Origin of the sequence: Tatumella sp. UCD-D_suzukii (assembly GCF_000611875.2) — a bacterium.
In the GTDB taxonomy this organism is placed as follows: Bacteria; Pseudomonadota; Gammaproteobacteria; order Enterobacterales; family Enterobacteriaceae; genus Tatumella; species Tatumella ptyseos.
This window is the reverse complement of record NZ_JFJX01000001.1, coordinates 364,032-381,043: the sequence shown is the minus strand read 5'-3', so window position 1 is coordinate 381,043 and position 17,012 is coordinate 364,032. Positions and strand designations below refer to the sequence as shown.

The 17,012-nt window shown below is 51.7% G+C and carries 10 protein-coding genes; 4 read left to right on the top strand and 6 right to left on the bottom strand.

Features of this window, described 5'->3' with window-relative positions; all coding sequences use genetic code 11:
• Positions 1-55 precede the first annotated feature (55 nt).
• Positions 56-1,711, bottom strand: a complete 1,656-nt coding sequence (gene cueO, locus CG67_RS01750; protein WP_025901264.1) for a multicopper oxidase CueO — start codon at positions 1,709-1,711, stop codon at positions 56-58.
• 157 nt (positions 1,712-1,868) lie between these two features.
• Between cueO and CG67_RS01745 the strand changes: the two genes are divergently transcribed.
• From CG67_RS01745 to speD, 3 genes are read left to right on the top strand one after another with little or no spacing between them, the layout of a single operon-like run.
• Positions 1,869-2,219: a YacC family pilotin-like protein gene (locus CG67_RS01745; protein WP_025901263.1), complete on the top strand. Its 351-nt coding sequence runs from the start codon at positions 1,869-1,871 to the stop codon at positions 2,217-2,219.
• 12 nt (positions 2,220-2,231) lie between these two features.
• Positions 2,232-3,170, top strand: a complete 939-nt coding sequence (speE, locus tag CG67_RS01740) for a polyamine aminopropyltransferase (protein ID WP_371190654.1) — start codon at positions 2,232-2,234, stop codon at positions 3,168-3,170.
• Positions 3,171-3,202: 32 nt separating this feature from the next.
• Entirely contained in the window at positions 3,203-4,006 is an 804-nt protein-coding gene (gene speD / locus CG67_RS01735) for an adenosylmethionine decarboxylase (RefSeq protein WP_025901261.1), read from the top strand.
• 46 nt (positions 4,007-4,052) lie between these two features.
• Here the strand turns inward: speD and CG67_RS01730 are convergent, their stop codons facing one another.
• Positions 4,053-4,415 carry a YacL family protein gene (locus tag CG67_RS01730; RefSeq protein WP_025901260.1) on the bottom strand — a complete coding sequence of 121 codons (363 nt, stop codon included), beginning with the start codon at positions 4,413-4,415 and terminating at the stop codon, positions 4,053-4,055.
• A 182-nt stretch (positions 4,416-4,597) separates the two neighbouring features.
• Positions 4,598-7,195, bottom strand: a complete 2,598-nt coding sequence (gene acnB / locus CG67_RS01725) for a bifunctional aconitate hydratase 2/2-methylisocitrate dehydratase (RefSeq protein WP_152975020.1) — start codon at positions 7,193-7,195, stop codon at positions 4,598-4,600.
• A gap of 767 nt (positions 7,196-7,962) precedes the next feature.
• Between acnB and mgtA the strand changes: the two genes are divergently transcribed.
• Entirely contained in the window at positions 7,963-10,659 is a 2,697-nt protein-coding gene (gene mgtA, locus CG67_RS01720) for a magnesium-translocating P-type ATPase (RefSeq protein ID WP_025901258.1), read from the top strand.
• 67 nt (positions 10,660-10,726) lie between these two features.
• On the opposite strand, the gene lpdA is transcribed toward mgtA, so the two are convergent.
• The 3 genes from lpdA to aceE form a co-directional block, all read right to left on the bottom strand.
• Positions 10,727-12,151 (bottom strand): dihydrolipoyl dehydrogenase, encoded by a 1,425-nt coding sequence (lpdA, locus tag CG67_RS01715; protein ID WP_025901257.1) that lies wholly within the window; start codon positions 12,149-12,151, stop codon positions 10,727-10,729.
• A gap of 263 nt (positions 12,152-12,414) precedes the next feature.
• The gene (aceF, locus tag CG67_RS01710; RefSeq protein ID WP_025901256.1) at positions 12,415-14,292 is read right to left on the bottom strand and encodes a pyruvate dehydrogenase complex dihydrolipoyllysine-residue acetyltransferase; all 1,878 of its coding nucleotides are present in this window, start codon (positions 14,290-14,292) and stop codon (positions 12,415-12,417) included.
• 13 nt (positions 14,293-14,305) lie between these two features.
• Positions 14,306-16,969: a pyruvate dehydrogenase (acetyl-transferring), homodimeric type gene (gene aceE, locus CG67_RS01705; RefSeq protein WP_025901255.1), complete on the bottom strand. Its 2,664-nt coding sequence runs from the start codon at positions 16,967-16,969 to the stop codon at positions 14,306-14,308.
• Between the last annotated feature and the right edge of the window lie 43 nt (positions 16,970-17,012).

Sequence of the window (17,012 nt, the reverse complement as noted above, 5' to 3'; positions counted from 1 at the left end):
TCCCCTCCCCGGCCCCACCTGTAACGGGAAGGCGGGATAAACTGCGCCGCGAATATCAGGTCCGGCTGACCGTAAAGCCAAGCATCATCCCGGTGTCTTCATGCTCCAGCAGATGGCAATGGGCCATATAGGCCTGGCTCTGACTGGCGGTATGGGTGAAATTCACCAGAATTTCACTGACTCCCCCTTCCACCCGGACGATATCCTTCCATCCCTGCCGATGTGCAGCGACCGGTAATCCGTTTTCAGAGAGGATCCTGAACTGAGTCCCATGGACATGGAAAGGATGCAGCATCATGTCTCCCTGGCCACTGATGCGCCAAATCTCTGTCGTCTGAATCGGTACATCAAAGGCGGGGTGATTCATATCAAAGGCTTTACCGTTGATTTTATTACCCTGATGAAAATCATACGCTTTTCCGGTGCTATTCGCAGGGGGCTTATCCATCGCCATACCCGGCATATGATCCATACCGCTGCCCGTCGTCGGTGAGGACATTTCCTGATGTGGCATTGCCATCCCGGCCATTCCCTTACCGGACGACGCGGTTTCACCCATCGACATGCCGCCCATCGCTTTATGTCCGTAGCGTTTAATCAGTGCCGCCATTCCCTGCTGGTCCAGTTGTTTATCCATGGATAACTGCAATGTTCGTTTTGTCATCCCCGCCAGACTCTCCCGTGCTGGCAGTGATGGCATGACCGATAAAGTATCCGGCAGCGTGCTGCTGCCGGCAATACGTATCGGCAGCACATTCAGTACCGGTAATGGCTGGTCAAACGGCGCCAGTACCATGCCGGCCTGCTCTGTAGGCAGCGTCACTAAGTCAAACGCTTTACCGTCACTGGTATCGACCATCACTTCAAAGCGCTCGCCCGGGATCATTTCCAGGCTATCCACCTTGACGGGCTGAGCCAGTAAACCACCATCACTGGCAATAACATAGAGCGGACGTTGATCACTGGCGCTAAGGATAAGGCTGCGGGCATTACAGCCGTTCAGCATCCTGAAACGCACCCAGCCACGGGGGACCGCATGCTGCGGGTAGCTGACACCGTTAGTCAGCATCATATTGCCAAACCAGCCGACCGCAGCCCGCATAATGTCCAGCTGGTAGTCAATCTGCGAACCATCAGCGGTCAATTGCTTGTCCTGAAATACCAGCGGAATATCATCCACTCCCCATTCAATCGGCAAGCGCAGCAGGTCAATTTCATCATCATCAATGATCAACATTCCTGCCAGCCCTTTGGCGACCTGATAGCCGGTATGGCCGTGATAATGCGGGTGATACCAGCAAGTCGCCGCTTGCTGATCCGGCGTAAAAGTCACTTCCCGGCGACCTCCCGCCGGGATCACTTCCTGCGGCCCGCCATCCACATCCCCCCCGACTTTCAGTCCATGCCAGTGGAGCGTCGTTGCCATCGGTAACGTGTTATTAATGTCGATAGTGACCTGCTGCTGACGGCGAAGACGGATGGCCGGGCCCAGTAAACTGCCATTGTAGCCCCAGGTGGGCACCTCCTGGCCTTGCCACCGGGTCACTCCGGTCATTACCGTCAGCCGGATACGCTGACGGATATCCGGCATCAGTTGTGACGGTACGGGTAATAACGGTCTTGTCGCAGCCATCAGTGAACGGCTCCAGATCGGGAGTAAGCCTGCCGCTGCACACGCAGTAGTCAGCTTCAGAAAATCTCGACGCTGCATAACGGAATATCCTTAGACGAAAAAGCATTTGTTAAGCATAAACCCTCTCCCTGCGGGAAGGTCAATACTCACCCTGCTTGCAAAGCGGTCAAAATAATCGTCATCCTGACAGCAACTATGCTAACGTGGATAACATGATATCGACCAGAGAACCCCAATGACTAAAATCTTCAGGCTGCTGTTGTTGACCGCATTAATGGGCGTCACCGGCACCAGCTTTGCTCTCGATGAATCTCAGGCCGAAGATATGGCCGACTTAACGGCAGTCTTCATCTACCTGAAAAATGACTGTGGTTACCAGAAAATTCCCGATAATCAGATCCGAAATGCCCTGATCTTCTTCGCCCGACAGAATCACTGGGATTTAAGTAACTATGACCAGATGAATATGCAACAACTCGGCGAAGCAAGCTATGAAGATCTGAGCGGTATCGCCGTGCCGCAGGCTCAGAAATGCCAGTCTCTGGCTGATAAATCGCTGAGCCTGCTCTCTTATGTTAAGCAGTGATCAGAAAGGCAGATGCCGTGCATCACTTCCGTGACTTCGTTATCATCATCAGCTTATTTTTATCATCCGGTAATACAGGAGAGTAATCACGTGTCACAGCACGATAAATGGCATGAAACATTGCATGACGGTTTCGGGCAGTATTTTACTGTCGATAAAGAACTTTATCGGGATAAAACCGAACATCAGGATTTAGTGATTTTCGAAAACAGTGCCTTCGGCAGAGTCATGGCTCTGGATGGTGTGGTACAAACCACCGAACGTGATGAATTTATCTACCATGAAATGCTGACCCACGTACCGCTTTTCGCCCACGGTGAAGCCCGCAGTGTGCTGATTATCGGCGGCGGTGATGGCGGAATGCTGCGCGAAGTCGCCCGTCATCCTGGCGTGGAACGGATCACTATGGTCGAAATTGACGCCGGGGTCGTAACGTTCTGTCGTGAGTACCTGCCGAACCATAGCGCGGGTGCTTATGATGACCCCCGCTTTACGCTGGTGATCGACGACGGTGTTAACTTCGTGAATCAGACAGATCAGAAATTTGATGTGATCATTTCTGACTGTACGGACCCGATCGGTCCCGGTGAAAGCCTCTTCACCTCTGACTTCTACGAAGGCTGCCAGCGTTGTCTGAATGAAGGCGGGATCTTCGTCGCACAGAACGGGGTCTGTTTTCTGCAGCAGGAAGAAGCGATTAACAGCCATCGTCGTCTGCGCCCTTATTTCTCAGATGTCAGTTTTTACCAGGCCGCGGTTCCGACCTATTACGGCGGAATTATGACTTTTGCCTGGGCGAGTAATGACGAGTCTCTGCGTACACTCACTCACGAGACGCTCACTCAGCGTATTAATGAATCCGGCATTACCTGCCGCTATTATACACCGGCTATTCATCAGGGCAGTTTTGCCTTACCACAGTATTTACTGGATGCTCTGTCAGCAGAGTGATCCGCAACTTTCCCTAAAGGAGGTGGACTAAATTGCAAAAGCTAAAACTACATGGCTTCAATAATCTGACGAAAAGCCTGAGTTTTTGTATCTATGATATTTGCTACGCGAACACAAAAGAAGAACGTGACGGCTACATCGCATATATCGACGAGCAATATAATGCTAACCGACTGACTGAAATTCTGACTGAAACCTGTTCTATCATAGGGGCTAATGTCCTGAACATTGCCCGCCAGGACTACGAGCCCCAGGGGGCCAGCGTCACTATTCTGGTGAGTGAAGAACCGGTTAATCCTGAAGATATCGATACCTCAGAGCACCCCGGCCCGCTACCGGATGCGATTGTTGCTCATCTCGATAAAAGCCATATCTGCGTACATACCTATCCGGAAAGCCACCCGGAAGGCGGTCTCTGTACTTTCCGGGCAGATATCGAAGTTTCGACCTGTGGTGTGATCTCCCCGCTGAACGCCCTGAACTACCTTATTCATCAGCTGGAATCCGATATCGTGACCATCGACTACCGTGTCCGTGGGTTCACCCGCGATATTAACGGGGTAAAACATTTCATCGATCATGAAATTAATTCGATTCAGAATTTTATGTCAGAGAATATGAAATCGATGTACGACATGATGGATGTCAATGTCTACCAGGAAAATATCTTTCACACCAAAATGCTGCTGAAAGAATTTGACCTGAAGCACTATCTGTTCAATACCCGTCCGGAAGATTTGACGGCCGGTGAACACCAGCGGATCACTGATCTGTTATGGAAAGAGATGCGTGAAATTTATTATGGCCGCAATATTCCTGCGGTAAATCAGAAATAAACGCTATCGGACCGGCACGCTGTTGCCGGTCTTTTCCTGCTTCCCGTTAACGGCGCTCAATAAACTTCTGATAGGCATCCACCAGCAGAAAGAAGTCTTCAACGCCACAAAATGCCAGTGACTCCTGATCGTAATAGCTCATTCCTTCTTCCGGTTCATCCGTATCAAAAGACAGCATATTGGCACTGATCATCACTTCTTCATCATCAATCCACAACGTGTACTCTTTACCCGTGCGGCTCCATTGCCGGGTCGTCCCTTTGACCGAACGGGCACCTTCACGTACCTCGTCGAGCAACGCCAGGTCTCCCCTGACTTCATCATTAAACCAGTGACCGACCGCCTCATGGTCCATCGACATGCGTACGATCACATTGCCGGTAACATCATGAACAAACTGGTATTCCATAACTGACTCCTGACGATACTGATGACATGATCATCAGCTCACAACTGTTAACACCTGTCGCTGCCGTTGGCAGGCTATGACACAGACACGGCCCGTATCCCGCGCCAGCACGACCGCAGAACAGGGATAAAAAAAGCACAGCCTGCGCTGTGCTTTTTCGCCTGAGACTATATTAACAGTAATCAGACGCTGGTCTGAAAAATAACGTCTTTAGCTTTGTCAGTATATTCGGGCAGGTGGTCAAAATTCAGGTAGCGGTAGGTATCGCTGGCTGTTTTATCCACCTCTGCCATGAAATGCTGATATTCGTCCGGCGTAGGCAGTTTGCCTGACAGAGAGGCCACAGCGGCGAGCTCAGCAGATGCCAGGTAGACGTTCGCACCATTCCCTAAACGGTTAGGGAAGTTACGGGTTGAGGTCGATACCACCGTCGCCCCGTCAGCGACACGGGCCTGGTTCCCCATGCAGAGTGAACATCCCGGAATTTCAACCCTGGCACCACTCTTACCAAAGACACTGTAGTAACCTTCTTCCGTCAACTGGGCGGCATCCATTTTGGTCGGCGGCGCAACCCATAACCGGGTCGGCAGCGGTCCTTTATGGCTATCCAGTAATTTACCGGCAGCACGGAAGTGACCGATATTGGTCATACAGGACCCGATAAAGACCTCGTCAATTTTCTCACCCTGCACATCGGATAACCAGCGGGCGTCATCCGGATCATTCGGCGCACACAGGATAGGCTGCGTGATCTCATTCAGATCGATATCGATCACCGCCGCATATTCTGCATCCGCATCCGCTTCAAGTAGTTGCGGATCCGCCAGCCATTGTTCCATGCCCTGGATACGGCGTTCGAGAGTACGGCGATCGCCATAACCTTCCGCAATCATCCATTTCAGTAGCACAATATTGGAATTGAGATATTCAATGATCGGCGCTTTATCCAGCTTGATCGTACAACCTGCCGCGGAACGTTCCGCTGAAGCATCAGAAAGTTCAAAAGCCTGTTCCGCTTTCAGATCCGGTAAACCTTCGATCTCCAGAATACGACCGGAGAAGATATTCTTTTTCCCTTTCTTCTCGACCGTCAGCAGTCCCTGTTTGATGGCATACAACGGGATAGCATGAACCAGGTCACGCAGGGTGATCCCGGGCTGCATCTTACCACTGAAACGCACCAGTACAGACTCCGGCATATCCAGGGGCATCACACCGGTGGCAGCAGCAAACGCGACGAGTCCGGAGCCGGCCGGGAACGAAATACCGATAGGGAAACGGGTATGAGAGTCTCCGCCGGTGCCGACCGTGTCCGGTAACAGCATGCGGTTCAGCCAGCTATGGATAATACCATCGCCCGGACGCAGAGAGACCCCGCCACGGTTCATTATGAAGTCCGGTAACGTGTGCTGCATCTGTACGTCGACTGGTTTGGGATACGCTGCCGTATGGCAAAACGACTGCATGACTAAATCAGCAGAGAAGCCGAGGCAGGCAAGATCCTTCAGTTCATCACGGGTCATTGGCCCGGTCGTATCCTGAGAACCGACAGACGTCATTTTTGGCTCACAGTATTCGCCTGGACGAATACCGGCGACACCACACGCCCGGCCGACCATTTTCTGGGCCAGCGAGAAACCACGCTCACTTTTCACCACATCCTTCGCTTTACGGAAGACGTCACTGTGCGGCAGGGAAAGTGCTTCACGGGCGCGGGCCGTCAGACCACGACCAATGATCAGCGGGATACGTCCACCCGCGCGAACCTCATCCAGCAGAACATCGGTTTTCAGCGCAAAGGTTTCCAGCAGTTCGTTATCCTCATGACGGCGAACTTCACCTTTATAAGGATAAATATCAATGACATCCCCCATATTGAGGCCGCTGACATCCACTTCTATCGGTAAGGCACCGGCATCTTCCATGGTATTGAAGAAGATCGGCGCGATTTTTCCGCCCAGAACCACACCGCCGCCCTTCTTATTCGGTACATAAGGGATATCATCCCCCATAAACCACAGGACAGAGTTGGTGGCTGATTTACGGGAAGAACCGGTACCGACCACATCCCCGGTATAGACCAGCGGAAAGCCTTTACTCTGTAAGGCTTCGATTTGTTTAATCGGGCCAATATTTCCGGCATCGTCCGGGGTAATGCCGTCACGGGCAATTTTCAGCATCGCCAGCGCATGCAACGGAATATCAGGACGAGACCAGGCATCCGGAGCCGGAGAAAGATCATCGGTATTGGTTTCACCGGTCACTTTAAAGACGGTCAGCGTGATCTTCTCCGCCAGCTCAGGACGGGACAGGAACCATTCGGCATCCGCCCAGGACTTCAGTACCTGCTGTGCAAAGGGATTACCTGCTTTGGCTTTTTCTTCAACATCATAAAAATTATCAAACATCAGCAGGGTATGGGACAGGGCTTTTGCCGCACCGGCCGCCAGCTTTTCATCATCCAGCGCATCGATTAACGGATGGATGTTATATCCTCCCTGCATAGTACCCAGCAGATCTACCGCTTTTTCAGGCGTGACTAGCGGGGAAGTGGCTTCACCTTTAACGATAGCCGCAAGGAACCCGGCTTTTACATAGGCAGCTTCATCAACACCAGGGGGGACACGATTTATCAGCAGATCTAACAGAAATTCTTCTTCACCTTTCGGTGGAGTTTTCAGCAGTTCAACCAGTGCTGCGGTCTGGGACGCATCTAAAGGCTTGGGGACAATTCCCATAGCAGCACGTTCGGCAACGTGCTTACGGTATTCATCTAGCACGACGTTCTCCTCACTCACATTGTATTGGCTTCCTGCGCTATGGCTCTGCATGTAAAAGGTATTATCGCAGAGATTAAAAGCGCGGGTCCGCTTTGGCAGCTTATCAGCATCCTGATCTGTTGTTAATCTGTTTACAAAAAATCAACATCCTTGCCGTTCAGGGAACATGCCGGTACATAACGCTAATCAGCTGAAATATAATACATTAATTAAACTAGCACTCTTCATGCTGAAACATAAAGAAAAAATATCACTCCATTTCCGGTGACAGCCACCGGCCTGCGGGGACTTTTCAGGCAATATAAAAAACGCTGGTTGAACTGTGGTTTAAGTTCCGGGTTTACCTTACCTGCTAAAAACCTTATATTTTATCTGCCTTTTTTATACAGGATTATCCCTTGAACAGTTACCGAACGTACAAGGGCAGATAAATTGCTTGTCTGCCCCTTGGCAGACAGCAGCGAGCGAATAGCCACGCCTGTCTTTATTTTATCGCAGACGAGGTATCAAAAATGTTCACCCACGCACTCTTTCCTCCGGGTTTATCCCTTTAATCGTACCTGCCGTCACTGTGCCGGTTTGCACAGAAAACTTTCCACGAATCCTTAATGAAGGAGCCACAGATGGACGATGACCCGACCAGGCAACGTTATATGCGTTGCAGGGGGACGCCTGCCTGACCCTCAACTCTGCAGCGTATCTTACTTTTTTTACTGTCCTGCGCCCGGGATCCCCGCGCCGGCAGTCACAAAGCGGATACTATTGAGATGACACAGATTATAAATACCCGCCCGCTGCTGCAGGAAAAACAGCAGCCGCAGACACCGGAATGGCTGATCAGCCATCATATTACTACCAGCACAGAAGCAACACTGGCGTCACTCGATGCCGGCAGCCAGGGATTAACCGCTGAACAGGTTGCTGACCGTCAGCACCGTTTTGGTCCGAACGAAATTGCCGTAAAAAAAGCCCCTCCGGCCCTTATCCAGTGGCTGCAGGCCTTCAATAATCCTTTTATTTATGTGCTGCTGGCACTGGCGATTGTCAGTTTTGTGACCGATTACTGGATCCCTCTTCGTGCCGGTGATAAACCGGATCTGACCAGCGTGATTATTATGAGCTGTATGATCCTGTTCAGCACCCTGCTCCGTTTTGTGCAGGAATTCCGTACCAACAAAGCCGCAGATGCACTGAACTCTCTGGTGGAAGTGACGGTGAATGTCCGTCGGCAGGATGAACAGCATCAGTCTGTCGTCCTGTCTGTGCCCCGCCACGAAATCGTGCCCGGCGACATCGTCATGCTCAGCGCCGGAGACATTGTTCCGGCCGATCTGCGTTTGCTGGAAAGCAGTTCACTGCAACTGAATCAGTCCGTCCTGACCGGTGAAACGCTCCCGGTTGAAAAACACGCCCGGGTTCATGCGGAAGAGTCACAGGCTGAGATCAGCGAACAGGCACTGCTCCACCAGCCAGCCATAGCTTTGATGAGCACCAGCGTCCTCAGTGGTTCTGCCACCGCCGTCGTCGTCGCCACAGGTGAAGACACCTGGTACGGATCACTGGCCGGGAAGATTTCCGGTGCGGCTCCTAAAACTGCCTTTGATAAAGGGGTCAACAGTGTCAGTTGGTTGCTGATCCGCTTTATGCTATTGATGGTGCCGGTTGTCTTTCTGATTAACGGGCTGACCAAAGGTGAATGGACTGAGGCGTTGTTCTTTTCCCTGGCGGTGGCCGTTGGCCTGACCCCCGAAATGCTGCCAATGATCGTCAGTACGAATCTGGCCAAGGGTGCCATGGCGCTGGCGTCCAGAAAAGTCGTGGTGAAACGTATCAATGCCATTCAGAACCTGGGGGCCATGGATATTCTTTGCACCGATAAAACCGGCACCCTGACCGATGACAATATTATCCTTGCCGGTGCACTCACTGCGGATGGCTTCGACGATATCCACGTTGCTGAAATGGCATGGCTGAACAGTTATCTGCAGCAGGGCATCAATAATCCGATGGATCGTGCCATCAATGACTATGCCACTCAGCAGGGGATAGCACGCCGGTTGCTGCATATTCGTAAAGCCGATGAATTACCGTTCGACTTTACCCGGCGTTGTCTTTCTGTGTCGGTTTACGACGACCATGGCAGACAACAGCTCATCTGCAAAGGGGCCAGTGAAGAGATGCTAGCCCGCTGCACACGCGTCCTATCCGGTAAAGAAGAGGTCCTTCTCACCCCGGAACATCTGCAACATTACCGGGATTATGTGGCAGAGAAAAACCGCCAGGGTTATCGCGTGCTTCTGATGGGCAGCAAAACCTTGTCCCCGGAGAATGCCCTGCGCCGTTTGCGCCATGACGATGAATGTGATCTGACACTGTGCGGGATCCTGTGTTTCCTTGACCCGGTAAAACAGGGGGCGGAAAGCGCCCTGGCTTCACTGAAAGCCCGCGGGGTTCAGGTCAAAGTTCTGACCGGCGATAATGCCGAGGTGACCGCTAAAATTTGCCGTGACCTGCGTCTGTCTGCCGGTATCCCGTTACAGGGACCGGATATCGCCGCCATGGACGATGAGACCCTGAAACAGCAACTGGCCAGCCATACTATTTTTGCACGGCTGACCCCGTCGGATAAAACGCGGATAGTGACACTGCTGCAACAGTCCGGTCATACCGTCGGCTTTCTCGGTGATGGTATTAACGATGCCGCGGCACTGCATGCTGCCGATGTCGGGATCTCAGTGGATAATGCGACTCAGATTGCACAGAATGCAGCGGATATTATTTTGCTGGAAAAAGACCTGCAGGTTCTGGAACACGGCGTCCGTATCGGCCGTCAGACCTTCGGGAATATCATCAAGTATCTGAATATCACCGCCAGTTCTAACTTCGGCAATGTCTTCTCGGTCTTAATTGCCAGCGCCTTTATTCCGTTTATGCCAATGCTGGCCATTCAGTTGCTGCTGCAAAACCTGATCTATGATGTGTCTCAGATGCTGTTACCCTGGGATAGCATGGATGAAGAGTTTGTGGCACAGCCCCGGAAATGGGATGCCGGAAATATCGGGCGCTTTATGCTGGTGATGGGCCCGATTTCATCGGTATTCGATGTGGCTACCTTTGCCATCATGTGGCACGTCTTTTCTGCTCACAGTGAGGCCACACAATCGTTGTTCCAGTCCGGCTGGTTTGTGGAAGGTCTGCTGTCACAGACGCTGGTGGTTCATATGCTGCGGACCCGCAAAATCCCGTTCCTGCAGAGCTGTGCCCGCTGGCCGGTACTGTTAAGCACATTAGCTGTAGTCGTTATCGGGATCGCCCTGCCGTACTCACCGCTGGCAACCACCTTCAGGTTACAGCCTTTACCACTGAGCTATTTCCCCTGGTTATTACTGATCCTGACCGGGTACTGCCTGCTGAGTCAGTCCGTAAAACAGTTTTACTGCCGGCGTTTTGGTCAGTGGTTTTAAGCACGGAACGGAACCCCCCCATAAACAACGGCTCCCTGAGGAGCCGTTGTTTTACTGCCTTTCCCTGTTACTTTTTCTTCGCTTTAGGGTTAGGTAAGTCGGTAATACTGCCTTCATAAATCTCAGCGGCCAGGCCGACGGACTCATGTAAGGTCGGGTGGGCATGAATGGTCAGCGCAATATCTTCCGCATCACATCCCATTTCAATCGCCAGCCCGATTTCGCCCAGTAATTCACCGCCATTCGTACCGACAATCGCCCCACCGATAATACGGTGTGATTCTTTATCGAAAATTAGCTTGGTCATACCGTCTGCGCAATCAGAAGCAATTGCCCTGCCTGAAGCCGCCCACGGGAAGGTGGAGACTTCGTAACTGATGCCTTTCTCTTTGGCTTCTTTTTCGGTCAGACCAACCCAGGCAACTTCCGGCTCGGTATACGCGATAGACGGGATCACCTTAGGATCGAAATAGTGTTTCTTACCGGAGATAACTTCGGCAGCCACGTGCCCTTCATGTACCCCTTTGTGTGCCAGCATTGGCTGACCCACGATGTCCCCGATAGCAAAGATATGCGGTACGTTGGTACGCATCTGTTTATCAACCTGAATGAAACCACGGTCATCAACGTCAACCCCGGCCTTACCGGCATCCAGGCTCTTACCGTTAGGCAGACGACCGATAGCGACCAGTACCGCATCATAACGCTGTGGTTCCGCAGGGGCATTTTTGCCTTCCATCGAGACATAAATACCGTCTTCTTTGGCTTCAACCGCGGTCACTTTGGTTTCCAGCATCAGCGTAAACTGCTTGCTGATACGACGGGTAAAGGCTTTAACCACATCTTTGTCAGCGGCCGGGATCACCTGGTCAAACATCTCCACCACATCAATCTGTGAACCCAGGGCATGATACACGGTCCCCATTTCCAGGCCGATAATACCACCGCCCATAATCAGCAGGCGCTCAGGCACTTCTTTCAATGCCAGTGCATCGGTAGAGTCCCAAACACGGGGATCTTCATGCGGGATAAACGGTAGCTGTACCGGACGGGAACCGGCAGCAATAATCGCATTATCGAAACTGATGGTGGTCGTGCCGTTTTCGCCTTCAACCTGCAGCGTATTCGCGCCGGTAAATTTACCGAAACCGTTCACGACGTTAACTTTGCGGCCTTTTGCCATTCCCGCAAGTCCACCGGTCAGCTGGGTGATGACTTTCTCTTTCCAGGTACGGACTTTATCGATATCCGTTTTTGGCTGACCAAATACGATACCGTGAGCTTCAAGCGCTTTGGCTTCTTCGATAACTTTTGCGACGTGCAGTAACGCCTTGGAAGGGATACAACCTACGTTCAGACAAACACCGCCAAGGGTGCTGTAGCGTTCAACCAGAACCGTTTCCAGTCCTAAGTCAGCACAACGAAAAGCGGCGGAGTAGCCTGCAGGACCTGCACCAAGTACCACGACCTGGGTTTTAATCTCTGTACTCATCATGACCTCTTATTTGACTGTCCGGCAGTCCGACGTCAGTTGTTATCATTGATAACGTCCGCAAACCACCCGGACGTATTTAGCGCAAGAGTTTACAGAATTGTTAATAAACTGCAAACAGCGTTATGTTAGCGAAAGTCACCTGTGGTGACGGTCATTAACGCCGTAAACTCTCTTCCGGCAGGATGCATATACCGGATGCAAACACCTTGATACGTTCGGCACAGTAATAAGGCCGGCGATTATCACCGGCCTCATCCGTGTTACATAATCAGACGACGAATGTCTGACAGTACCTGATTGATATACGTGATAAACCGCGCACCATCGGCACCATCGATCACCCGATGGTCAAACGATAACGACAACGGCAACATCAGGCGCGGTGTAAAGTCCTTACCGTTCCAGACCGGTTTCATCGCCGATTTTGAAACCCCCAGGATAGCCACTTCCGGTGCATTCACAATCGGTGTAAACGATGTAGTCCCCAGTCCGCCAAGGCTGGAAATAGTAAAGCATCCGCCCTGCATATCGCCGGAGGTAAGTTTTCCGTTACGGGCTTTTTTCGAGATATCCATCAGCTCACGGGATAACTCAATAATGCCTTTTTTGTTCACGTCACGGAATACCGGAACCACCAACCCGTTAGGAGTGTCGACCGCTACCCCGATATTAATATATTTTTTCAGGGTTAAACGTTGTGCATCTTCAGAAATCGAACTATTGAAACGCGGGAAGGCTTCCAGTGCTTTTGCCACCGCTTTCATAATAAACACCACCGGCGTAATTTTTACGTCCAGTTTCTGTTTCTCAGCGTCAACATTCTGCTGCTTACGGAACGCTTCCAGTTCAGTGATATCCGCTTCATCGAAATGCGTGACATGCGGGATCATCATCCAGTTACGGCTCAGGTTAGCCCCGGACAGTTTCTGAATACGTCCCAGCTCGACTTCTTCAATCTCACCAAACTTGCTGAAGTCTACCTTCGGCCATGGCAGCATCCCCGGCAGTGCTGTCGCACCGGAGGCAGGGTTCTCTGCACGTTTCACGGCATCTTTCACGTACGCCTGCACATCTTCACGCAGGATACGGTTTTTACGGCCGGTCCCTTTCACTTTCGCCAGGTTAACCCCGAACTCACGTGCCAGACGACGGATCACCGGGGTGGCGTGGACGTAAGCATCATTTTCTGCAAAGTCACTTTGGGCGGCTGCAGGCTTAGCCGTATTCTGCGCCGGAGCAGGCGCTTTTTCTGCTGCAGGGACCGGGGCGGCCTGAGGCGCTGATGCCGGGGCAGCTACCGGCGCACTGCCGGCAATTTCAAACACCATCATCGGTGAGCCGGTGCTGACTTTATCGCCGACGGAAATACTGATGGATTTAACCGTACCGGCATACGGTGCCGGAACTTCCATTGAGGCTTTATCACCTTCAACGGTGATCAGTGATTGTTCGTTTTCAACCTTATCACCGACCTTCACCATGATTTCGGTCACTTCAACTTCATCACCACCGATGTCAGGCACCTGAATGATTTTCTCTTCGCTGGCCGTGGCTGCAGGTGCGGCCGCTGGTGCAGTATTTTCTGCGACCGGTGCGGCGTCGGCGTCCGACGTTTCAAAGACCATGATAAGCGATCCGGTACTGACTTTATCGCCGAGGGTCACTTTAATCTCTTTCACTTTACCGGCAAAAGGTGCAGGCACTTCCATGGAGGCCTTATCGCCTTCGACAGTCAGCAGAGACTGTTCAGCCTCAACCGTATCGCCGGCTTTCACCAGAATTTCGGTGACTTCCACTTCATCACCCCCGATATCCGGGACATTGACCTCACGGGTTCCGGTGGCTGAAGCAGCCGCGGCTTGTGGCTGCGCTGTCTCTGCTGCTTTCGCGGCCGGCGCTTCGGCTTCAGCCGCCTCGAAGATCATAATCAGTGATCCGGTCGCCACTTTATCGCCGGTAGCGACTTTAATTTCTTTAATAACACCGGACTGAGGTGAAGGCACCTCCATCGATGCCTTGTCCCCTTCAACCGTGATCAGTGATTGCTCGGCGTCAACCTTATCACCCACTTTGACCAGGATTTCCGTCACTTCAACTTCATCAGTGCCGATATCCGGAACGTTGATTTCAATTGCCATCAATAATTACCTCTTACGCCAGACGCGGATTGACTTTATCAGCATCGATATCAAATTTACGGATCGCCTCAGCGACCACATTTTTATCAATCTCACCGCGTTTAGCCAGTTCACCCAGAGCAGCAACCACCACATACGAAGCATCGACTTCAAAATGATGACGCAGATTTTCACGGCTGTCAGAGCGACCAAAGCCATCCGTACCCAGCACACGATAATCACTGGCAGGAATATAGTTGCGTACCTGCTCAGCAAACAGTTTCATGTAATCGGTCGATGCGACGGCCGGAGCATCACTCATCACCTGAGCAATATAAGGCACGCGAGGCTCTTCGGCAGGATGCAGCATGTTCCAGCGCTCACAGTCCTGACCATCACGAGCCAGTTCGGTAAAGGATGTCACACTGTAAACGTCGGAGCCGACACCGTACTCTTTGGCCAGGATTTCTGCGGCTTCACGGACATGACGCAGCATAGCGCCGGAGCCCAGTAACTGTACTTTGCCTTTGCTGCCTTGCAGGGTATCCAGTTTGTAGATCCCCTTACGGATACCTTCTTCCGCAGCTTCCGGCATCGCTGGCATATGATAGTTTTCGTTCAGGGTGGTAATGTAGTAATACACATTTTCCTGAGCTTCACCGTACATCCGCTCCAGACCGTCATGCATAATCACCGCCACTTCATACGCGTAGGCCGGGTCATAAGAGATACAGTTAGGAATAGTCAGTGACTGAATATGGCTATGTCCGTCTTCATGCTGCAGGCCTTCACCGTTCAGTGTAGTACGTCCGGACGTTCCGCCCACCAGGAAGCCACGGGCTTGCTGATCCCCGGCGGCCCAGCACAGATCACCGATACGCTGGAACCCAAACATGGAGTAATAGATGTAGAACGGGATCATCGGCAGGTTATTGGTACTGTACGATGTCGCGGCGGCTAACCAGGACGCCCCGGCCCCCAGTTCGTTGATCCCTTCCTGCAGGATCTGACCTTTCTCGTCTTCTTTGTAGTAAGCCACCTGCTCGCGGTCCTGCGGTGTGTACTGCTGACCGTTCGGGCTGTAGATACCAATCTGACGGAACAGACCTTCCATACCAAAGGTACGCGCTTCATCGGCAAGGATCGGCACCAGACGATCTTTAATCGATGCATTTTTCAGCATGACATTCAGCGCACGTACGAAGGCAATGGTGGTAGAAATTTCTTTGCTTTGCTCATCGAGCAAAGACTTAAATTCGTCAAGTGCAGGGATATCCAGTTTGTCAGTGAACTTCTCCTGACGGCTTGGCAGATACCCTCCCAGTTTCTCACGCTGACCGTGCAGGTACTGATACTCTTCCGATGCTTTGTCAAAGGTAACGTACGGCAGTGTTTCCAGCTGCTCATCACTGACCGGCACATTGAAACGATCACGGATATAGCGCACGCCATCCATGTTCATTTTCTTCACCTGGTGCGCGATGTTTTTACCTTCCGCCGTTTCACCCATGCCATACCCTTTAACGGTATGCGCCAGGATCAGCACCGGTTTTCCTTTGGTGTCCTGCGCTTTTTTCAGGGCCGCATAGACTTTCTTCGGATCATGACCACCACGGTTCAGTGACCAGATCTCATCGTCTGACATATCTTTGACCAGTGCCGCCGTCTCCGGATATTTTCCGAAGAAGTGCTCACGCACATAGGCCCCGTCTTTTGACTTAAAGGTCTGATAATCACCGTCAACGGTTTCATTCATCAGCTGAATAAGCTTACCACTGGTGTCTTTACGCAGCAGTTCGTCCCAGCGATCGCCCCAGATGACTTTAATCACTTCCCAGCCGGCACCGGTAAAGATACCGTCCAGTTCATTAATAATTTTACCGTTACCTGTCACCGGTCCATCCAGACGTTGCAGGTTACAGTTAATGATGAACACCAGGTTATCCAGTTTCTCACGGGTTGCGATAGTGATCGCCCCTTTGGATTCCGGCTCATCCATTTCACCGTCGCCCAGGAAGGCATAAACGGTCTGCGCCGAGGTCTTTTTCAGACCACGGTGTTCCAGATATTTCAGGAATTTTGCCTGGTAGATTGCCGACAACGGTCCCAGCCCCATAGAAACCGTCGGGAACTGCCAGAAATCAGGCATCAGTTTAGGGTGTGGATAAGAAGAAAGCCCCTTACCATGAACCTCCTGACGGAAGTTGTTCAACTGTTCTTCCGTTAAACGACCTTCCAGGAAGGCGCGGGCATAGATGCCAGGCGAAATGTGCCCCTGGAAATAAACCAGGTCGCCGCCATCCTGCGCAGTACGGGCGCGGAAGAAGTGGTTAAAGCAAACTTCGTAAATGGTCGCAGAAGACTGGAAAGACGCCATATGGCCACCCAGTTCCAGATCTTTTTTAGATGCTCTCAGTACCGTCATAATCGCATTCCAGCGAATTGCTGAACGAATACGTCGCTCCAGTGCCTGGTTCCCCGGATATTCCGGTTCATCGTCAACGGAAATAGTATTGATGTAGTCCTGCGCAGAAGCGCCGGCTGCCACACTGACACCACCTTTGCGAGCCGCATCAAGTACCTGATCAATTAAGTACTGAGCGCGTTCAACACCTTCTTCACGGATGACCGATTCGAGCGCCTGTAACCAGTCGCGGGTTTCAATCGGATCCACGTCATTAGGTAAACGTTCTGACATGGGGCTATTCCTTATCTGTGTCTAATACGTTGAATTTTGAGTA